This window comes from Enterococcus sp. LJL98 (genome assembly GCF_054871745.1).
In genome coordinates, this window is the sequence record NZ_JBTXLU010000001.1 from 644,278 (window position 1) to 663,912 (window position 19,635).

The 19,635-nt window shown below is 39.7% G+C and carries 21 protein-coding genes; 1 reads left to right on the top strand and 20 read right to left on the bottom strand.

What is annotated here, in order from left to right:
• The 20 genes from ACYSNO_RS02995 to ACYSNO_RS03090 all read right to left on the bottom strand — a co-directional run bounded on the left by ACYSNO_RS02995 (position 1) and on the right by ACYSNO_RS03090 (position 17,714).
• On the bottom strand, positions 1-903 hold the full coding sequence (locus ACYSNO_RS02995) for a branched-chain amino acid ABC transporter permease (protein WP_461729573.1): 903 nt from the start codon (positions 901-903) through the stop codon (positions 1-3).
• Between the two features lie 88 nt (positions 904-991).
• A complete protein-coding gene (locus ACYSNO_RS03000) occupies positions 992-2,176 on the bottom strand; it encodes an ABC transporter substrate-binding protein (protein ID WP_461729574.1) in 1,185 nt (394 codons plus the stop codon).
• A 230-nt stretch (positions 2,177-2,406) separates the two neighbouring features.
• A complete protein-coding gene (gene yidD / locus ACYSNO_RS03005) occupies positions 2,407-2,694 on the bottom strand; it encodes a membrane protein insertion efficiency factor YidD (protein ID WP_461729575.1) in 288 nt (95 codons plus the stop codon).
• Positions 2,695-2,815: 121 nt separating this feature from the next.
• A complete protein-coding gene (locus tag ACYSNO_RS03010; RefSeq protein ID WP_461729576.1) occupies positions 2,816-3,499 on the bottom strand; it encodes a 3D domain-containing protein in 684 nt (227 codons plus the stop codon).
• A 339-nt stretch (positions 3,500-3,838) separates the two neighbouring features.
• Positions 3,839-4,015, bottom strand: a complete 177-nt coding sequence (locus ACYSNO_RS03015) for a DNA-directed RNA polymerase subunit beta (protein ID WP_461729577.1) — start codon at positions 4,013-4,015, stop codon at positions 3,839-3,841.
• Positions 4,016-4,031: 16 nt separating this feature from the next.
• Positions 4,032-5,333 carry a UDP-N-acetylglucosamine 1-carboxyvinyltransferase gene (gene murA, locus ACYSNO_RS03020; protein ID WP_461729578.1) on the bottom strand — a complete coding sequence of 434 codons (1,302 nt, stop codon included), beginning with the start codon at positions 5,331-5,333 and terminating at the stop codon, positions 4,032-4,034.
• A 92-nt stretch (positions 5,334-5,425) separates the two neighbouring features.
• Entirely contained in the window at positions 5,426-5,659 is a 234-nt protein-coding gene (locus tag ACYSNO_RS03025; protein ID WP_461729579.1) for a DUF1146 family protein, read from the bottom strand.
• 168 nt (positions 5,660-5,827) lie between these two features.
• Complete coding sequence (locus ACYSNO_RS03030; protein WP_461729580.1) at positions 5,828-6,250, bottom strand: F0F1 ATP synthase subunit epsilon; 423 nt, start codon at positions 6,248-6,250, stop codon at positions 5,828-5,830.
• Between the two features lie 14 nt (positions 6,251-6,264).
• Positions 6,265-7,671 (bottom strand): F0F1 ATP synthase subunit beta, encoded by a 1,407-nt coding sequence (atpD, locus tag ACYSNO_RS03035; RefSeq protein ID WP_461729581.1) that lies wholly within the window; start codon positions 7,669-7,671, stop codon positions 6,265-6,267.
• A gap of 26 nt (positions 7,672-7,697) precedes the next feature.
• On the bottom strand, positions 7,698-8,609 hold the full coding sequence (locus tag ACYSNO_RS03040; protein ID WP_461729582.1) for a F0F1 ATP synthase subunit gamma: 912 nt from the start codon (positions 8,607-8,609) through the stop codon (positions 7,698-7,700).
• 16 nt (positions 8,610-8,625) lie between these two features.
• The gene (atpA, locus tag ACYSNO_RS03045) at positions 8,626-10,182 is read right to left on the bottom strand and encodes a F0F1 ATP synthase subunit alpha (protein ID WP_461729583.1); all 1,557 of its coding nucleotides are present in this window, start codon (positions 10,180-10,182) and stop codon (positions 8,626-8,628) included.
• A gap of 24 nt (positions 10,183-10,206) precedes the next feature.
• Positions 10,207-10,749, bottom strand: a complete 543-nt coding sequence (gene atpH, locus ACYSNO_RS03050; RefSeq protein ID WP_461729584.1) for an ATP synthase F1 subunit delta — start codon at positions 10,747-10,749, stop codon at positions 10,207-10,209.
• Positions 10,739-11,266 carry a F0F1 ATP synthase subunit B gene (atpF, locus tag ACYSNO_RS03055; protein ID WP_461729585.1) on the bottom strand — a complete coding sequence of 176 codons (528 nt, stop codon included), beginning with the start codon at positions 11,264-11,266 and terminating at the stop codon, positions 10,739-10,741. Before atpF ends, atpH begins: the two co-directional genes overlap by 11 nt.
• A gap of 126 nt (positions 11,267-11,392) precedes the next feature.
• Entirely contained in the window at positions 11,393-11,605 is a 213-nt protein-coding gene (gene atpE / locus ACYSNO_RS03060) for an ATP synthase F0 subunit C (protein ID WP_461729586.1), read from the bottom strand.
• Positions 11,606-11,638: 33 nt separating this feature from the next.
• Positions 11,639-12,361: a F0F1 ATP synthase subunit A gene (gene atpB / locus ACYSNO_RS03065; protein ID WP_461729587.1), complete on the bottom strand. Its 723-nt coding sequence runs from the start codon at positions 12,359-12,361 to the stop codon at positions 11,639-11,641.
• 268 nt (positions 12,362-12,629) lie between these two features.
• A complete protein-coding gene (gene smpB, locus ACYSNO_RS03070) occupies positions 12,630-13,088 on the bottom strand; it encodes an SsrA-binding protein SmpB (protein ID WP_461729588.1) in 459 nt (152 codons plus the stop codon).
• Positions 13,089-13,117: 29 nt separating this feature from the next.
• Positions 13,118-15,499 carry a ribonuclease R gene (gene rnr / locus ACYSNO_RS03075; RefSeq protein WP_461729589.1) on the bottom strand — a complete coding sequence of 794 codons (2,382 nt, stop codon included), beginning with the start codon at positions 15,497-15,499 and terminating at the stop codon, positions 13,118-13,120.
• A complete protein-coding gene (locus ACYSNO_RS03080; protein ID WP_461729590.1) occupies positions 15,500-16,243 on the bottom strand; it encodes an alpha/beta hydrolase in 744 nt (247 codons plus the stop codon). It lies immediately after the preceding gene.
• A 111-nt stretch (positions 16,244-16,354) separates the two neighbouring features.
• Positions 16,355-16,594, bottom strand: a complete 240-nt coding sequence (gene secG / locus ACYSNO_RS03085; protein WP_461729591.1) for a preprotein translocase subunit SecG — start codon at positions 16,592-16,594, stop codon at positions 16,355-16,357.
• A gap of 100 nt (positions 16,595-16,694) precedes the next feature.
• A complete protein-coding gene (locus ACYSNO_RS03090) occupies positions 16,695-17,714 on the bottom strand; it encodes a Gfo/Idh/MocA family oxidoreductase (RefSeq protein ID WP_461729592.1) in 1,020 nt (339 codons plus the stop codon).
• Positions 17,715-18,111: 397 nt separating this feature from the next.
• Here ACYSNO_RS03090 and ACYSNO_RS03095 point away from each other — a divergent pair, with 397 nt between their 5' ends.
• Entirely contained in the window at positions 18,112-19,608 is a 1,497-nt protein-coding gene (locus ACYSNO_RS03095; protein ID WP_461729593.1) for a YfcC family protein, read from the top strand.
• Positions 19,609-19,635 lie beyond the last annotated feature (27 nt).

Consider the following 19,635-nt stretch of genomic DNA (forward strand, 5'->3'; position numbering starts at 1 on the left):
CTACACTTTCTCTTTCACATTTTTGCCTAAAATACCTGCTGGTCGAATAATTAAAATTACAATTAACACGCCGTAAACAAGTGCGTCTTTGTAATCAGAAAACCCGAGTGCCGTTGACAAGGTTTCAATTAGTCCAATAACAAAGCCACCCAAAGCTGCACCTGGAATAATACCAATTCCCCCTAAAACCGCGGCTACAAAGGATTTTAATCCCGGAGCAACACCCATCATTGGATCAATCGAATTGTAATATAGCCCAATTAACATCCCACCAGCGGCAGCCAAAGCAGAGCCTAAAGCAAAGGTGAATGAAATCGTACGATTCACGTTAATTCCCATTAATTGCGCAGCGTCTGGATCGACACTTACCGCACGCATGGCTTTTCCCATTTTTGTTCCTTTAACAATTAATTGTAAGAGCAACATCAGGCTTACCGAAACACCTAAAATTAACAGTTGAATGTTACTTACGCTTATTCCCCCAAGTGTATAAAGTTGACGTTCAATCGCTTGCGGAAAAGGTCTGGTATCTGGTGTAAAGAAATAAATCATCAAATTTTGCAGCAAATAGGACACACCGATTGCTGTAATTAATGCAGAGATACGCGTCGCACCTCGTAAGGGCCGATAGGCAAAAATCTCAATCATAACACCTAAGGCCGCACTTACTACCATTGAGATAAGCATTGAAATAAAGAATCCCCAGCCACCTGGAAAGATGCCTAAGTCATTGAATTGATGAATGAAAAAATACCCGATAAAACTACCGATCATATAAATTTCCCCGTGGGCGAAGTTGATTAATTTAATTATTCCATAGACCATTGTATAGCCTAAAGCCATCAAGGCATAAATACTTCCTAGAAATAACCCGTTAATCAACTGTTGGATAATCATTTCCATATAATATCACTTCCGAATCATTGATTTTCTGAAAAAAACTGCGGCAAAACCTCTAATTGATTTTGCCACAGCCTCGGTTTCCTTAAAATTAAGGATTAATTACTTCTGCAGAGCTTTCTTTTCCATCGGTAAATCCAACAACCACCAATGATTTTTCTGGGTTATGTTGGGCATCCATTGTAATATTACCTGTTACGCCTACAAAATCTTTTAACTCTGATAATCCTTTTGTGATTGCTGCAGAATCTGCAGCACCTTCCGCCTCGATCGCATGTTTAATCATGTACATTGCATCATAAGCCAAAGCATTAAAGGTCGAAGGTTCTTTGCTAAATTTCTCTTTGAAATCAGCAATAAATGGTTCAACGGTTTCATTTGATGGTGCTAAAGTCGAAAAGTGTCCCGTATAAAAGACATTCGAAACATTTTCAGCACCTGCTAATTGAACCATCTTCTCATCGCCAAAACCATCTGCTCCAATAATTGGTTGCTCAATACCCAATTCTCTGGCTTGTTTAATGATTAAGCCTGCTTCTTCATAATAACCTGGGATATATAGAACATCAAAATCAGCATTTTTAACCTTTGTTAAAATCGCTTGGAAATCTTTGTCGCCTTTTGTAAAGTTTTCTTCTAACACAACTTCTCCTTGATACTCACTCTTAAAGGCTTTCGTTAAACCCTTCGCATAGTCACTTGAGTTGTCACCTAGAATGACTGCTTTTTCTGCTGCTAATTGTTCTTGAGCGTATTTGGCTAAAATAACTCCTTGGAAACTATCCTGGAAACAAGAACGGAATAAAAACTCTTGGACTTTGTCGCCATTCATTGTAACCGAATCATCGGTTGCAGACGGCGTAATAACTGGAACTTGAGCCTTTGTCACATTTGGAATCGTTGCCTTGGTCGCACCTGATGTTGCGGGTCCAATAATCGCAACGACCTGATCATTCGTTGCTAAGTTAGCTGCTGCTGTTGCAGCTTCGCTCGTTTCTGATTTATTATCTTTAACGACTAATTCTACTTGTTTGCCTAAAATACCACCATCGGCATTGATTTTTTCAACCGCTAGCTCTACGCCATCTCGTTCTTGTGTACCATAACCGGCTACGGCACCAGATAGCTCTAAGTTTAAACCAATTTTAATTGTGTCCGCATCCGAACCCCCTGCTGCACTCGAACCTTTCGTCGCATTTCCGCCACCAGTCGGCCCTGCACTACAGGCTCCTAATAAAAAGACACTTGCAAATAAAAAGACCATTTTTTTTCTCATTTTATTTCCCCCTCTTCAACTAACTGCTTGAATATGTTTCTCAATATACCCAATTTTTGTTTCTTTGTCAATGAATTTTCTGAATATTTCATCAATTCGGACGATTTTGGATATATTTCGAATCAAACCTTTGATTTTAAAGGGATTTCCTGCTAAAAGATTGAGCAATACTCCTCCTAAATCGATTCAAAAAACAAAAAAAGAACTGGCACATTTGACTGTCCAGTCCCTTAAAATTCTTGTGATTTTTTTCGATAAGTATAAATCGGTTCCTCTTTATCTATTTTATTTCGTGTCAAACGAAATTTTTTTGGAACATAATCGAGACCACCTGGAGTAAAAGGATGGCAACGTAAAATACGCATGATTCCCATCAGACTCCCTTTAAGCCCTCCGTGTACCTGTAGCGCACGAATCGTATAACTCGAACAAGTGGGATAATAGCGACAACTTGGTGGAAACAACGGAGAGATAAACTTTTGATAACCTCGTACGAATTTAATTAAGATTCCTTGCATTTCAACCCCTCACTTTACACTGTAAATATACCTTTGATTTGGTTGAATGACAAGTAAAAAAGATGAAAGAAAAGGATTTTAAAAAGTGATTCCCTTATACTTTCATCTTATGCTTGATTCTTTAACCTAAAATCGTTACTTTCACTTGACGGCGTCCCCATTGAACACATTGCTCATATGTTGGAAAATGCACATCAACGATATTCCCCTTAATTGCACCACCGGTATCACTTGCAATCGCTTCACCATATCCTTCGACATATAAGCGTGTGCCTAACGGAATCACATTGGGATCGACTGCGACAGCCATAGGGTTAGTTAAAAGATTTTGACCCGTTGCTGTTACCGTTCCACCACCTAGTGCATCTGCTGGATCAGAGCTGTAAGCTGTTGATTCCATGATAAAGGTTTGTCCTGCAGGTTGACTGCTTGCTGCAGCCGCTTCTTGTTCTGCTTGTTCTTGGGCTGCTTGCTCAGCAGCTGCTCTTTCCGCTGCTTCTTTTTCCGCTTGTTCTTTGGCTGCCTTTTCTTTTGCTGCTTTTTCTGCTGCTTCTTTCGCTGCCTTTTCTTTTGCTGCCTGAATGGCTTTTTCCTTAGCTTCAATTTTTTCTTTCGCTGACTGAATGGCATCGCCTTTCGTTGCGAGTGTTAAAAATGAACTTGAAATATCCTGAACTGATTCCTCAGTCATCACTTCTTGGCTGATCGTTACTTCTTCTTGATTTTCCGCCGCATAAACAGGCAGTACCGCTCCAATCAACAGCATCGTTGTTATCATCGCGACAGGTAAAAAATGAATCTTCATTAATTAAATTCCTCCTATTTGTTACAAACCGTATCTTAGCACGTAGCCAAACCAATTAGGTTACGAGTTTGTTAAGGAAAGGGGGAAAAAAGAGACGTTTCCTTCTTTTTTGTTACATTCGCAATATACTTTACATAAAATAAGGAACGAAGCTTCATTTAATAACCTTTTAAAAAAGACACTTTGAACAAAAAAAGAGTTTCTTTTCGAATCTAAAAGAAAAGAAAACACTTTCTTAGTCGTTTGTTACGCCAAAAAACGGGATACTTTACAGCTGTGTAACAATTACGACAAAAAAAACGCCCTTTTCCTTAGTTGAAAAAGGGACGTTTTGACTACTTATTTCAAAAAACGTAAAAGATTTCCCCACAAATCACTGTGGAAAACAGCCATTGGTGAACCATCACCGATCACGCCGTACCCAATCATCAGACCTACAAAGAATAAAATAAACGCAATGAAAAAAACCGCCATAATTTTGAGGAGTGTATATAAAATATAGTGACTTGTTTTCATTCGATTCAATCCTTTCTTAGCTCTTCACCGTTTGTATTTCTTTCGTTGAAACGGCTGAATCAGAGCTTCGTTCAATGTCTGCTCCTAATGCTTGCAGCTTTTCATGGAATTTATAATAACCACGATCTAAGTATTTCAAGTTACGTACGCGTGTTCTTCCATTTGCTCGAAGTCCAACTAAAATAAGGGCTGCTGCAGCTCGTAGATCCGTTGCATGGACAATCGCTCCTTGAAGTGCTTTGCCGCCTTCAATCATCGCGACGTTCCCTTCAATTTTAACTTGTGCATTCATTCGGCGCATCTCTTCTAAATGTTGAAACCGATTTTCAAAAACCGTTTCATTGACTAGGTTAACCCCTGGTGCCATCGCTTGAATCGCCGTCATTTGTGCTTGTAAATCGGTTGGGAATCCAGGGTGTGGCATGGTTTTAATGTCTGTTGGTTTTAGATGCTCTGGACCAATCACACGAAGTCCCTCTTCTTCTTCAATAATTTCTGCGCCCATTTCAACCAATTTAGAAATTAATGGGCGATTATGTTCAGATATCGCATCTTGGATAAGCACATTCCCTTGTGTCATCGCGGCAGCTACCATAAAGGTTCCTGCCTCAATACGGTCTTGTACAATATTGTGTGCGACACCAAAGAGCCTTTTCACCCCTTCAATTCGCATGGTTTCCGTCCCTGCGCCGTAAATACGCGCACCCATTTTATTCAAAACGTTCGCAAGGTCAACAATTTCCGGTTCTCTTGCAACGTTATCAATGGTTGTCGTGCCTTTTGCTTTGACTGCAGCCATCATAATATTTTGTGTTGCACCAACACTTGGAAAATCTAAGTAAATATGGCTACCAATTAATTCCTCTGCGATTGCTTCAATATAGCCATCTTTTTGAATAATCTTCGCTCCTAGTGCTTGGAAACCTTTCAAATGCAAATCAATAGGACGCTTGCCAATGGCACAGCCTCCTGGCATTGCCACTTTTGCATGCCCATTACGAGCCAATAACGGCCCCATCACAACGATAGAAGCCCGCATTTTACTGACATATTCATAAGGTGCTTCAATTTCTAAATCTTTTTGCGCATCAATAGTAACCGTATTTTCTTCTTGATTAAAGTCAATTTCTACATTTAAATGATGAATCACTTGGTTCATCGTAAAAACATCCGACAAAATAGGAACATTCTTTAAAACTGAAGTTCCCTCTTCTGCTAATAAACTGGCTGCTAAAATTGGTAATACTGCATTTTTTGCCCCTTCAATTTTAACCGAACCTTGTAGTTTATTACCGCTTCGAACGATAATTTCTTCCATTATGTACCCTCCAAATAGAACGATAAGTGCTTTTTAAAAATCTTTTTTATTATACCACAGTTTTCAACGAGATAGTTTAAAGTTTCCTTAAGCTAAAATCCAACGAGGAAAAGATTCTTAGATAAAACGATTAGCTCTAAGAAAAAAGTGCTTGCCAAGTAGCCAATTCCTATCGAAAAAAGCGTTAGTAACATTCGAATTTGTGGCACATGGTTGGTTTTAAAAAACATTTCTAAACGCAAAGCATTTAGCGACCAAAAAGCAAGATAAATAAAGAGAAAATGTGTGACGATGCGAATGACTGCATCTACGCCATATACATTCATTAAAAACGCCTCAATCCTTTATTTTTATACTCTTATCATAGCATAAATGAACAGACTTTTAAAAAGTTTTCTTGTCGCAAGCCTTCTTCCTTTTCGTTTGTAGAAAGAAAAAAGTGCCGAGGACAAGAGTCTCAGGCACTTCTTTCTCTTTTTTATAGGCATCTTTACTTACAGATGTTTGGCAACGTTGATTCGATTAATTGCACGGTGTAACGCAACCGTCGCACGTCTTAATTCATCAATATCTTCATGTTCTTTTGCCTCTTGAATCAAGGCTTCCGCTCGACGTTTCGCACGTTCTGCTCGGGGTACGTCAATGTCTCTTTCACGCTCCGCACTATCTGCAATAATCGTTACCACATTATCGCGCACCTCAATCACACCACCGTTAATTGCAATCCAATCTACGTGTTCATCGGAATCCGTTCGTTTAATTCGAACTTCATCAATCGCTAATGGCGCAATAATTGGCGCATGTCGTGGCAAGATACCTAAATCGCCTTCTGGTGTTTTTGCTACCACCATCTCGGCATGATGCTCATAGACGACGCCATTTGGTGTGACAACCTTTACCTCTAAATATCGAGTCATAAGCTCCCTCTTTTCTAGTAGCCTAATTGTTTCGCTTTCGCTACAACATCCTCAATTGTTCCTACACTACGAAATGCTTCTTCTGGCACATGATCGTGTAAGCCGTCTAAAATTTCTTGGAAACCTCGAATGGTCTCTTGAACTGGCACGTAAGACCCTGGCTGCCCAGTGAATTGTTCAGCAACATTGAAGTTTTGTGACAAGAAGAACTGAATTCTTCTTGCACGAGCAACCAATACTTTTTCTTGATCGGATAATTCATCCATCCCTAAAATGGCAATAATGTCTTGGAGTTCACGATAACGTTGTAACGTGCGCTGTACTTCTGTCGCCACCTGGTAATGTGCTTCACCAACGATTTCAGGTGCAAGCGCACTGGATGAAGACGCTAGTGGATCAACTGCAGGGTAGATTCCTTGTTCCGTTAATTTACGCTCTAAGTTCGTCGTTGCATCCAAATGGGCAAAAGCCGTAGCTGGCGCTGGATCGGTATAGTCATCTGCTGGCACATAGATGGCTTGAATGGATGTAATCGAGCCTTTCTTGGTTGAAGTGATACGTTCTTGCAGTTGTCCCATTTCTGTTGCAAGCGTTGGTTGGTAACCAACTGCTGAAGGCATTCGTCCAAGCAAGGCAGAAACTTCAGAACCCGCTTGCGTGAATCGGAAAATATTGTCAATAAACAACAAGACATCTTGACCTTCCACGTCACGGAAATATTCTGCAATGGTCAATCCCGTCAAAGCGACACGCATCCGAGCACCGGGTGGTTCATTCATTTGACCAAAAACCATCGCCGTTTTTTCAATTACCCCGGAATCTTTCATTTCAAAATACAAGTCGTTCCCTTCACGTGTTCGCTCCCCAACACCGGTAAAGACTGAAATCCCCCCATGTTCTTGTGCGATATTATGAATCAGCTCTTGAATTAAAACCGTTTTTCCGACACCGGCTCCTCCAAATAATCCAACTTTCCCACCCTTTAAATAAGGTGCTAAAAGATCAATCACTTTGATACCTGTTTCCAAAATTTCTGTACTGGTACTTAGCTCATCAAATTTTGGTGCATTTTTATGGATACCTTCCCGAACCGCGTCTTCAGGAAAAGGAGCTTCTAGATCAATTGTCTCTCCTAAAACGTTAAAAACACGACCAAGTGTCTCTTTTCCCACTGGAACAGTGATTGCTTGCCCAGTGTCGATGACTTCCATCCCACGTTGCAAGCCATCTGTTGACTCCATGGCAATTGCTCGAATGACGCCATCACCTAATTCTAGCGCCACCTCAAGTACCACTTTTGTTTTTGCTTCGTTATTTTTGTAAACAATCAAGGCATTATTTATATCGGGTAATGTTTGATCGGATGCAAATCCCACATCGACTACAGGACCGACAACTTGAACAATTTTGCCTGCGCTCATTTGTTTTCCTCCATTCATTCAAGAAATTATTCGAGAGCAGCTGCTCCTCCAACAATTTCGGTAATCTCTTGTGTAATCGCTCCTTGCCTTGCGCGATTATATGAGATCGTTAAATCATCAATCATTGTTTTTGCGTTATCTGTTGCCATTTTCATCGCCGACATTCCCGCCGCATGTTCCGCTGTTTTCGCGTCAACAATCGCACCATAGATCAAACTCTCAGCATACTGCGGTAACAATTGCTGTAGAATTTCTTCTCTAGAAGGTTCAAAGATATATTCTTGTTCATAAGTAACGGCTTCATTATAGTTAATATCATTGATTGGCAACATTTTTTCTACACGAAATTGACTCGTCAATGAATTTACATGATGATTATAGCAAACGTATAATTCATCAAAGACTTCATTTTGAAACATGGAAGTCGTTAAAGAGACAATTTTACGAACTTCATCAAAACTCGGCTGATCTGAAAGGTGTCGTAATTCATAAGCAACATGTATTCCTCGGTTTTTAAAAAATTCGGCACCTGTGCCACCAATCGCTAAGATGACGTACTCTTCTGGTGAAGGATGATCTTCTTCAATAATGGTCATCACTTGCTTTAAAATGGCACTATTGTAACCACCCACCAGACCTCCATCCGAAGTAATAACAATGTAAGCCGTCCGTTTGATTGGACGACGAATCAACATACTTTTATAGTTGATTTCCGTCTCATCCCCACTATTGGGTTTTAGTTCTAAATCTTCAGGAAGTGTCGCAGTAATATGGGTAACTAACTCACGAACTTTCGAGGCATAAATCTGAAAACTATTGGAATGTTCCTCAGAGCGAGAAAGTTTTGAGGCAGAAACCATTTGCATGGCACGTGTAATCTGACTTGTTTTTTTCGTAGAAACAATCCGTTGTTTAATCTCATTCAGGGATGCTCCCATGTCTACTCACCTCTTCTTACGCATTTTCCAATGCAGCTAATTTCGCTTGCGTGGATCCTGCATTTTCACTGGTTGCTAAAAATTGCGTCCGGTACGTTTCAATTGCTTGATCCATTAATTCTGGTGCGGGTAAATCTTTGGTTGTCCGAATTGTTTCAAGTAAATCTGCATGCATGCCTTCAACAAATTCAAATAAACCTGCCTCAAACTCTAATACCCGATTAACCGGTACGGTATCTAGAAAACCGTGCGTCAAAGCATATAGTATCAGTACTTGTTTTTCTACGGGTAAAGGTGCATGTAATTTTTGTTTTAAAATTTCAACCGTTCGACGGCCTCGATTTAGTTTCGCCTGGGTGGCAGTGTCTAAGTCTGACCCAAATTGCGTAAAGGCTTCGAGTTCTCGATAACTCGCCAAATCCAGACGCAAAGTACCGGCCACTTTTTTCATCGCTTTAATTTGCGCCGATCCACCTACACGTGACACGGAAAGCCCCGCGGCAACAGCTGGACGCACACCGGAATAAAACAAATCGCTTTCTAAGAAAATTTGACCGTCCGTAATGGAAATAACGTTTGTTGGAATATAAGCGGAAATATCACCCGCTTGCGTTTCAACAAAAGGCAAGGCTGTCATTGAGCCACCACCTAATTCGTCACTTAATTTCGCTGCTCGTTCCAATAAACGAGAGTGCAAGTAAAAGACATCACCAGGATACGCCTCACGACCCGGTGGACGACGTAAAAGTAACGACAGTTCACGATAAGCCACCGCTTGTTTGGATAAATCATCAAAAACAATGAGCACGTGTTTCCCATTATACATAAATTCTTCCCCCATTGCTGTTCCAGCGTAAGGAGCAATGTACAAGAGTGGTGCTGGCTGTGAAGCACCGGCAGAAACAATAATTGTATAGTCTAGAGCTCCATGTGCGCGTAATGTCTCTACTTGGGTACGAACAGTAGAATCTTTTTGTCCAATCGCTACGTAAATACAAATCATGTCTTGCCCTTTTTGATTAATAATCGTGTCAATCGCAATCGATGTTTTCCCTGTTTTTCGATCGCCGATGACTAATTCCCGTTGACCACGACCGATTGGAACAAGTGCATCGATTGCTTTTGAACCTGTTTGCATCGGTTCAGAGACTGATTGACGCTCCATGACTCCAGGAGCTGCCGCTTCAACTGGACGATATTTATCCGTTTTGATTGGCCCCAGTCCATCAATCGGTTGGCCTAACGGATTGACCACGCGACCGATTAACGCTTCACCAACGGGTACATCCATAATTTTCCCCGTTCTTTTCACTTGGTCGCCTTCACGAATCGTTTCAAAATCACCTAAAACGATAATCCCTACATCATTTGCTTCTAAGTTTTGAGCCATCCCAAAGGCACCGTTTGAAAATTCAAGGAGTTCCCCACTCATTGCATTTTCAAGCCCATATGCCCGTGCAATACCATCACCGACATAAGTGACGGTCCCTGTTTCTTCTACCGTTATTTTGTTTTTATAATTTTTAATTTGCTCTTTAATTAAGGTACTGATTTCATCTGCCTTAATGGACATTCGTTTCACCTCTTCTACCAAGTCCTATTTACTTAATGCTCTTCGAATGGATTCTAAGCGTTTCTTGACACTGCCATCCATGATTTGATTATGCGTCTCTAAAATGACACCACCTAAAATACTTGGATCGATGACCTCATCTAATTCGACTTCTTTATAGTGAAATTGTTTTTGTAATTTCTTCGCTAATTGTTCCTTTTGCTGTACCGTTAACGGAACAACCGTCGTCGCGGTTGCTTTTAAGATGCTTTTTTCTTCGTAATATGCTTCTTCAAAGGATTTTAAAATGATTTGTAGTTCCGTTAGGCGATGATTGCTCATCACGACGAACACCGTTTGTTGTAGGATTTCTTCCATCCCTTGTAAAAGCGTCCCTAGCAATGCTTCTTTTTCAACTAGTGGCACTTTGGGATTACTCAATATCCCCTCTAACTCAGGCGTCGCTTGATACCTTTCACCTAGTTTTACGACATCTTGAAAAACGTTATCTAGAATCTGCTCTTCCTCCGCCAATTCAAACAGCGCTCTACCATAACGTCTTCCAACGGTATACTTATTACTTGCCATCTTCAGAACCTAAATCTTCAATGTATTGATTAATAAGCAATTCTTGATTTTCCAGCGAAAGTTCGTGGGCTAAGATTTTTTCAGCTAACTGAATCGATAATTTCGCCACTTCTTCTTTCACTTCAACAAGGGCTTGCTCTTTTTCTGTCAGAAGTGTTTCTTCTGCCTTCGCTTTCATTCGAGCCACTTCTTCTTTCGTCTGATCGAGTAATGCTTGGCGGTTTGACTCTCCGACTTGCTTCGCATCTTTCACAATAGCTGTTGCTTCTTCTCTGGAATTTGCTAAACGTTGGATAATCGCTTCTTCGTGTTTTTTTGCATTGATTCGTGCTTCTTCTGCGGAGTCTAAATCATGATTGATTTGATCTTCTCTTTTTTGAAAGACTTCGACGATTTGGCCCCAAGCAAAATGCTTAATTAAAACAAGTAACAAAACGAAGGACCCTGTGACCACCACAATACTACTAATTGTCGTTTGGTATCCTCCAGCATTTAATAATATTAAGTGATTTAGCATCTGCTAGACACTCCTATCTCTTTTATTCTACATCTTTATCAATGGATAAAAAAAAGAACCTACTATTTTTTATTGAAAAAAAGCAGAAGGATTCTTAGCTTTAATCACTTCTGCTTTTCTTGTTTATTAATTTAAAACAAGCAGTAATGCGACAACTACCCCTAAAATCGGCACAGCCTCGATAAACGCCATCCCAATGATCATTGTTGAACGTAATTCACCTGAAATTTCTGGTTGACGAGCCATTGACTCCAATGTTTTTGAAACAACTTTTGAGTTACCATATGCTGCTCCTAAAGCGGAACCGACAATTGCTAATCCTGCTGCGATAAAATTCATAATAAAATTCCTCCTATATAATGACAATTATTTTTAATGATCGACTTCAATTTTGTGACTTAAAAATACCATAGTTAGTGTAACAAAAACATAGGCTTGGATTCCGCCAATAAAGAGTGAAAAACCAATCCATACCATTTCTAATGGTATCGCCAATGGCAAGGCAATCCAACCAATCGAGCTAACCATTGAAACAATCAATCCTAAAAGAACTTCTCCTGCAAAGATATTACCATATAGACGTAAACCTAGACTAATCACGTTGGTAAACTCTTCCATTAATTTAATTGGTAAAATAAAACTGACAGGTTTCAAATAGGAATTAACAAAATATTGCTTTAATCCAAAACGTTTGACACCCATATAATGGGTAAAGGCAATGACCATCATCGCTAGTCCTAAAGTAACAATCGGATCGGCTGTCGGGCTTTTCCACAAAAGCACCTCGTCAGGCGTGACGATTTTTGTCATTAAACCAATTTCGTTTGAGACTAAAATAAATAAAAATAATGTAAATCCTAATAAATGATAAGTATTCACTGCTTGTTTATTGGGCAATTGACTACTCAAAATCCCTCGAACAAAGTCTATTAAATATTCGAGTACATTTTGCTTTCCTTTCGGCCGGACTTGCATGTTTCTTGAACAAATATAAACGAAAGAAAAAATAATCAGACAAGTTAACAAAGTCATTAATAGAATCGTGCCGTCAAACCAAACAGGTCCTATTTGAAACAGGAGTGAACGTTCTTCCAAAATCTTCACCTCTTTTCCAAAATCTCTTAATACGAAATCGCTTGTTCGTTTTTTCTCATGAAGCAGATGACAATGCGTATCATACCACCTTGCAAGAAAAATTTCAAAACTTTTTCAGTAAAAACCTTGGTTCTATCCATTTAAAATTGTAATCGTAAATGTGAGAAACGACAATTTTGATAATAGTTCCAAGGTTCTAACCAACGCGAGGTCTCTTCTGATAGTATCAAACCTTTTGAAATTGTGCAAAAATTTCATTATCAGTGGGCTAGTAGTTCTTTAAAACACGTTGGATTTGACGTTCTTGATCCTTACGCTTTAGACTTTCACGTTTGTCATATTCTTTTTTCCCTTTCGCAAGACCAATTAAGACCTTCGCAAAGCCATCCTTTAAATATACACGCAAAGGAACAATCGTCATTCCCGAATTTTTCACTTCTGTTTCGAGTTTTCGAATCTGTTTTTTATGAAGCAGCAGTTTTCTCGTTCGTAAGGGGTCATGGTTAAAAATATTCCCTTGCTCATACGGACTGATATGTACGTTATACAAATACGCTTCGCCATTTCGAATACGAACAAACCCATCTTTTAAGTTGATCCGACTATTGCGAATGGACTTAATTTCTGTTCCTTGTAAAACAACACCTGCCTCAATTGCTTCTACAATCGTATAATCATGACTGGCTCTTCGATTTTGCGCAATCACATTTCCTTTACCTTTTGGCATCTTAGACCCTCCAAAAGAGGTGGTTAACCTCATTTCTTTCTATCGGTTTTTTTTCGGTTTTTTTTAATAGCCGACGCATAAAAGGGCTTCTTCTTCCCCTTTTTCTTTCCATTTTTCTTTCCACTTTTTTGTTCTTTTTCGATGTTTTTTTGAGCTTTTTTCCCTTCCTTTATTTCGAACTTCGGTTTTTTTTCATTTGCTTTACGACGATGTTTGCGATTTTTATTTTGCATTAAAAGCGGTGCAACGTCTTCTGCTTCCACAAGTTCAAAATCAATTTCTCGAGTTTCCGGATCTGATTTTATCACTTTTATTCGGACTTTTTGGCCAATTTTAAATGTCTGACCGGTTCTTTCACCCACCAGCGCTAAATGATTTTCAATATAATGGAAATAATCTTGTTGCAAAGTCGATAGATGAATTAAACCTTCAATCGTGTTTGGCAGTTCCACGAAGAACCCAAACTTCATGACTGAACTAATTACACCGTCAAATTCTTCATCAATATGGTCTGCCATAAACTCCGCTTTTTTCAAAGCATCCACTTCACGTTCGGTATTGACCGCACGACGTTCCATTTGCGAACTATGTACGGCAATTTCTGGTAATTCTTCTGACCAGTATGTTTGATTTTCCTCCGAAAGATCTGCTTGATAGGAACGAATTAAACGATGAACAATCAAGTCGGGATAGCGACGAATTGGAGAAGTGAAATGGGTGTAATATTCAGCTGCTAAGCCATAGTGTCCATCATTATTCTCACTGTATTTTGCTTGTTGCATGCTTCGAAGTAACATGGTGTTAATGACTAGTGCTTCGGGTTTATCGGCAACCTCTTCTACCACTGCTTGTAAATCTTTTGGCGTTACGGAACCTTTATTGTTTTTGACTACAATCCCAAGTATTGAAGCAAAGTCCATAAAACGACGCATTTTTTCTTCTTTTGGTTCTTCGTGAATCCGATAAATAAATGGTACATTTCGTTGATTAAAGTGTTGTGCCACGGTTTCATTTGCAGCTAACATAAAGGATTCAATGAGTCGTTCACCGACCCCTCGTTTACGAAAGACAATATCAAGCGGATGTCCTGCTTCATCAACCACGACTTGTGCTTCATTGTCTTCAAACGTGACCGCACCACGGCGAGTACGCTTGGCCTCTAAAAGATGATGCAAGTCGGCCATGTCTTGGAACATTGGTACGAGTGTTTCATAGGCCATCATTGTTTCAGGATTTTGCTCTTCCAAAATTTCATTGAGCGCCGTATAAGTCATCCGTTCCACCGATTGGATGACACTTTCATAAATCGCGTAATCAACCACATTTCCCAATGAATCAATCGTCATCTCACAACTCATTGCTAAACGAGGAACGTGTGGATTTAAAGAACAAATCCCATTTGATAACCGTTGAGGTAGCATTGGAATGACGCGATCGGTTAGATAAACACTCGTCCCACGTTCAAATGCTTCTTGGTCAATTGGACTGCCTTGGGGCGCATAGTAAGAGACATCGGCAATATGAACACCCAAATAATAGTTGCCATTAGGTAATTTTCGAACCGTAATCGCATCGTCTAAATCTTTAGCATCCTCGCCATCAATCGTCACGATTGGCTCCCCAATGAGATTGCGACGATTTGGAAAATCAGTCGGATCAATTTCATCAGGCACTTGATTGGCCTGTTCAATTACTTCTTCTGGGAATTTTGTAGGGATACCGTTAGCAACCACGATGGATAAGATATCCATGCCTGGGTCGCCTTTGTACCCAATCACTTGCTTGACAAGCCCTTCAAAAGTGGTCGGGTACTCTGCGTCCGGATAATGTGTCACCTCAACAACGACAATGCTGCCATCCATCGGGCGAATTCCTTCTGCTGCAACAAAGAGCTTGAAGCCTGTTAGTTTTTTGTCTTTTGGCTTTACCACACCGTAGAGGTCGGATTCTCGGATTTCTTCATCGGAAAACAGTGTAAACTCGCCTACAATTTGTGTCAATTGACGTTGTTTGATCTCGACAACTTTTCCTTCTGCTCCTTTGTCTTGAAAAGGGTCCGCTGGTTGCGTAATATCAATCGCAACGATGTCCCCCTCAAGTGCCATCATCGTTTGCTCTTTAGGGATGTAAATGTCCTCTTCTTCGGGATCAATTGTAACGAAACCAAAACCTCTTTCATTGCGGCGAAAGGTCCCCTCGATGAAGTATTGTTTTGGAGGTAACTTTACTTTCCCTTTTTTCGTAAAGACCACACTTTTTTCTTTTTCTAAGATTGCAACCGTCTGAACCAACTCTTTAAAATCGATCCCTTTTTGCAACCCTAAGCCCCCAGCGATTTCTTCCAATGAAAAGCTTTTCTTCTTACTTTCTGCCATAAAGTGAAGTACTTTTGTTTTAATTGTTTCTTTCATTTATTCATCCTCATTCCAAGATAGGCTCTCAATAAAACAAAGCACATCTTTTTCTAATTCTTTTCGATCCGGTCCGACAGTGATGACATGACCACTTTTTGGATACCATTCAATCGTACAACGTGTCTGTTTTAACGCCTGAGCTGCTTGAAAAACGGTCTTTGGATCGATTAATTGATCCTGACCTGCCTGTGCCAAAAAGACGGGTACTTCGATTTTTTCAAGCACTTGTTGTAGCTGACTTGAGTATTTCTCGATGCTTGCTAATTGGTGATAGGCATCTTTTGAAAGCTGCTCAAAAGACGCTTCATCAATGGTTTCTTTTAGCAGGTGTTTCGCATACAATAAAAAATTCTTATGAATCGCATTTGGTGCAGGGTGTAAGGGTGAGCAAAAAGCACCACCGCCAATGACATTGGCCTCTGCTAATGTGGCCATGCTATAAAGACCACCCATAGAAAGACCGAAAACGGCAATTTGTTGATAGCCTTTTTCCCTTAAAAAGGTTAAAGCATCTAGTGTATCCTGCCACCAAATCGATGGTGATTGTGCTAAAATTGCTCGTGGATCCTTCGTTCCGTGACCACTAAATAATGGAGCATAGACGGTATAGCCTTTGCTTTCCAATCCACGCGCCAACATCCTGACGTCATTATAACTTCCTGTATATGCATGTAATAACAAAATCGCTCGCTTACCTTGCGGAAAGAATAGCGCTTCTGGTAATTGTTTTGTCTGTTCCATAAAAAACCTCACCTCATTTTCCATTTTAACATAGAAAAACAGGAATTACTCCTACGAGCGAATCTTGAAGTCAAAAAAAGAACCTAGGCACTGGCCTAAGTTCTTTTTCGTTTATTTTCCAGATGATAATAATACTAAAACAAAAAGTAGTACAATCCAAACACCACTTAAAACAGCTGTGACCCGCTGCATCACCGCCTCAAATCCACGCGCTTTTTGCTTTCCAAATAAAGAATCTGCTCCACCTGAAAAAGCACTTGCCGCACTATTTTGTTTACTTGGCTGCATCATAATTGTAATAATTAAAACAATCGATAAAACAATTACTGTCCCTAAAATAAAATTATACACGTAAAATCCTCCCTTGCCTTTGTATCCATCCCTTATACTTTAGCACAAGTCTTTTTCTTTGACTAGAGGAAATCTCTTGCTTAAATGAAAAAGACAGAACTTACGCCTCGTTTAATTGACTTGCGGCCTCAAGTATTTCAAGTTGACGAATGGTTTCTTCATCTTTTACCAATTTGTCTTTTCCTAAAATAATCGTATCATATAAAGCTTCATAAAAACGACTATAGTCTCCTACTTCCGAAATGACCTTCTCCTCATGGTACACTCCCGCATCATCCATATAGGTCAACGTACCATAATGTTCTGGTAGGTCAATGCCAAAGTCTGGGTTTTCTGGCATATGGAAAAGTTTCAAATGTTCTTCTTGACGATCTTTGGTCGCTTTGACAAAACAACCTTTTTTCCCATAAACAATAAAACTTGGGCGTTCTTTCAAACGAAAATAACTGGATTTAATCGAAACTTTCATCCCGTCGTAATCAAAATCCAAATCAAAATAATCGTTCATCCGACCTTTTCCAAGCAATTGCCGCACATCGTAGTGCGTACGATCGGGATTTCCGAAATAAGACAAAACTTGGTCAACGGTGTGGCAAGCATGGGCGTACAAATAACTATCCATTCTTGAATAACTTTGTGTCTTTTCTGGGACTTCTGGACGGAAGTAATCAAAATGCATCTCAAGCTCTAAAAGATCACCTAATACGCCACTTTCGATCACCTTTTGGACTGTTAAGAAATCAGAGTCAAAGCGACGATTCTGGTAGCACTGAAGAAATAAACCTTTTTCTTTTGCTAAAGCAAATAACTCCTTCGCTTCAGCTGCTGTTTCCGTAAATGGTTTTTCAATCAAGGCATTTTTGCCGTTTTCTAACAGCAACTTCGCGTACTCATAATGCATCTGACCTGGTGTCGTCACCACGACGAGCTGGATTTCCTCATCCTTTAAAATCGCATCTAAATCTGTTGTATAGTGGATGCCCTCAATGGGTGCCCACTCCTCTTTATGGGTCCGAGAATAAATCGTCTTCACCTTAATTTTATCTTGTAATTTTAATGCAAAGGGTAAGTGATAACGATTCGTACTCTTTCCATTAGCAATATAAGCAATTGTTAACATGCTGATTCCTCCCTCTTATCGTTCTCTTCATTATATAAGACTGGTCTTACGAAGAACAGGTTTTTCCCTTTTTCTTCTACAAAAATCATCTTGGCGTGTCTGATAAGCTTCTTCCCCCTTCATCAAAATGAATGACATAGCTGAATTTACCATCCTTTTTTGTTCATTTTTAATAATAAGAAAAGAATTCATTCTTTGCACCTAGCAGTCTCGACTTGACTCATCCAAAAAAAGCCATCGGTTATTTGGCTGCATCCGAAAATACGACCTTTCTCATTAGCAATCTCTAAGAATCGTAATAATTAGATAAAAGTTCAAAGAATTCTTCTTTTTTAGATTTTTTTTGTTATACACTGTAGATGTAACGGTTTTCAGACAAATACGAGGAGGGGAAATAATGAAGAAAAAATCTTTTGAAATGCCAACTGCCTACACCGTGCTTTTTCTAATTATTATGGCAGTTGCAGTCTTAACTTGGATTGTTCCTGCAGGTACTTATCAAGTCAATCCTGAAACGGGAAATTTTATCGCTGGTACTTATGAACAAATTCCAAGACAACCACAGGGGCTTTGGGATGTCTTTATGGCTCCGGTTAAAGGGATGATTGGTGATGCCAATACTGGAGGAGCCATCGACATCTCCTTATTTATCTTATTCATTGGTGGTTTATTAGGAATTGTCAATAAAACGGGCGCCTTTGATGCTGGCGTCGCTTCAATTATTAAGAGCCGCAAAGGGAAGGAAAAATCCTTAATTCCTATTTTGATGATTCTCTTTGCTATTGGAGGAACGACTTTCGGACTAGCAGAAGAAACGTTAGCCTTTTTTCCAATCCTTATCCCTGTCATGTTAGCAGTAGGTTTTGATTCAATTGTCGCGATTGCCATTCCATTAATTGGTTCTCAAATTGGCTGTCTCGCCTCGACCGTCAATCCTTTTTCAACTGGCGTGGCTTCCGGTATGCTCGACATCAGCCCTGGGGAAGGTTTATTTTCAAGGTTCTTTCTACTTATCATTCTTTTGACCGTGAGTATTTGGTACGTTTATCAATATGCGAGTAAAGTAGAAAAAGATCCAAGCCATTCACTCCTATATGAGCAACGAAAAGAGGATTTGGAACGTTTTAAAATCAACATGAATGATATCCAAGACATTACAAAAAAACAAAAACAAGTTTTATTCCTGTTCGTACTAACTTTTGTTATCTTAGTTTTAGGCCTCGTTCCCTGGTCAGCTATTAACGCTCATTGGACTTTCTTTGAATCGTTTACCGCTTGGTTCGTCAACATCCCCATTTTAGGCGCTTTTTTCGGAAAAAATATGGCGCCATTTGGTACATGGTATTTTTCAGAAATTACCATGTTAATGTTGGTGATGTCCATTGTGATTGCCTATTTCTATGGCATGAGTGAAAAAGAGTTCATTCAAACCTTTTTAGAAGGGACCGCTGATTTTGTTGGGGTCGCAATCGTTGTAGCTGTTGCAAAAGGGATCCAGGTCGTTATGAATGACGGCGCGATTACTGCAACCATTCTTCACTTAGGAGAAAAAGGCTTAGAAAATGTTTCTTCTAGTTTATTTGCTATTTTAGCTTACTTATTTTATATTCCCATGTCCTTTTTCATTCCTTCGACCTCTGGACTTGCTGCTGCTACCATGGGGATTATTGGGCCAATGGGTGAGTTTTCCGGAGTAGCAAAAGACGTGATTATTACTGCCTACCAAGCTGCTTCTGGTTGGGCAAACTTGATTACCCCAACTTCTGCGATTGTAATGGGAGCGGTAACGATTGCTCACACCGACTTAAGGGTTTGGTTCAAGTTTGTTGGAAAATTAATGGTGATTATTTTTGTAGTTACGGTTGTCTATTTAGGCATACTCGCAGTATTATAAAAAAGAACGGAAAAAAGAAAGGTGATT

Excerpts from the sequence above, each read along its gene's own strand:
- ACYSNO_RS02995 (WP_461729573.1), bottom strand. The coding sequence starts at position 903 with ATGGAAATGATTATCCAACAGTTGATTAACGGGTTATTTCTAGGAAGT.
- ACYSNO_RS03015 (WP_461729577.1), bottom strand. The coding sequence starts at position 4,015 with ATGAAAACAAGTCACTATATTTTATATACACTCCTCAAAATTATGGCG.
- atpH (WP_461729584.1), bottom strand. The coding sequence starts at position 10,749 with ATGGCAAGTAATAAGTATACCGTTGGAAGACGTTATGGTAGAGCGCTG.
- ACYSNO_RS03095 (WP_461729593.1), top strand. The coding sequence starts at position 18,112 with ATGAAGAAAAAATCTTTTGAAATGCCAACTGCCTACACCGTGCTTTTT.
- ACYSNO_RS03090 (WP_461729592.1), bottom strand. The coding sequence starts at position 17,714 with ATGTTAACAATTGCTTATATTGCTAATGGAAAGAGTACGAATCGTTAT.
- yidD (WP_461729575.1), bottom strand. The coding sequence starts at position 2,694 with ATGCAAGGAATCTTAATTAAATTCGTACGAGGTTATCAAAAGTTTATC.
- ACYSNO_RS03030 (WP_461729580.1), bottom strand. The coding sequence starts at position 6,250 with ATGACTCGATATTTAGAGGTAAAGGTTGTCACACCAAATGGCGTCGTC.
- atpF (WP_461729585.1), bottom strand. The coding sequence starts at position 11,266 with ATGCTAAATCACTTAATATTATTAAATGCTGGAGGATACCAAACGACA.
- rnr (WP_461729589.1), bottom strand. The coding sequence starts at position 15,499 with ATGAAAGAAACAATTAAAACAAAAGTACTTCACTTTATGGCAGAAAGT.
- ACYSNO_RS03000 (WP_461729574.1), bottom strand. The coding sequence starts at position 2,176 with ATGAGAAAAAAAATGGTCTTTTTATTTGCAAGTGTCTTTTTATTAGGA.
- ACYSNO_RS03040 (WP_461729582.1), bottom strand. The coding sequence starts at position 8,609 with ATGGGAGCATCCCTGAATGAGATTAAACAACGGATTGTTTCTACGAAA.
- ACYSNO_RS03010 (WP_461729576.1), bottom strand. The coding sequence starts at position 3,499 with ATGAAGATTCATTTTTTACCTGTCGCGATGATAACAACGATGCTGTTG.
- murA (WP_461729578.1), bottom strand. The coding sequence starts at position 5,333 with ATGGAAGAAATTATCGTTCGAAGCGGTAATAAACTACAAGGTTCGGTT.
- ACYSNO_RS03080 (WP_461729590.1), bottom strand. The coding sequence starts at position 16,243 with ATGGAACAGACAAAACAATTACCAGAAGCGCTATTCTTTCCGCAAGGT.
- ACYSNO_RS03025 (WP_461729579.1), bottom strand. The coding sequence starts at position 5,659 with ATGAATGTATATGGCGTAGATGCAGTCATTCGCATCGTCACACATTTT.
- smpB (WP_461729588.1), bottom strand. The coding sequence starts at position 13,088 with ATGCCAAAAGGTAAAGGAAATGTGATTGCGCAAAATCGAAGAGCCAGT.
- atpA (WP_461729583.1), bottom strand. The coding sequence starts at position 10,182 with ATGTCCATTAAGGCAGATGAAATCAGTACCTTAATTAAAGAGCAAATT.
- atpE (WP_461729586.1), bottom strand. The coding sequence starts at position 11,605 with ATGAATTTTATCGCAGCAGGATTAGCAATTGTCGGTTCCGCTTTAGGA.
- atpD (WP_461729581.1), bottom strand. The coding sequence starts at position 7,671 with ATGAGCGCAGGCAAAATTGTTCAAGTTGTCGGTCCTGTAGTCGATGTG.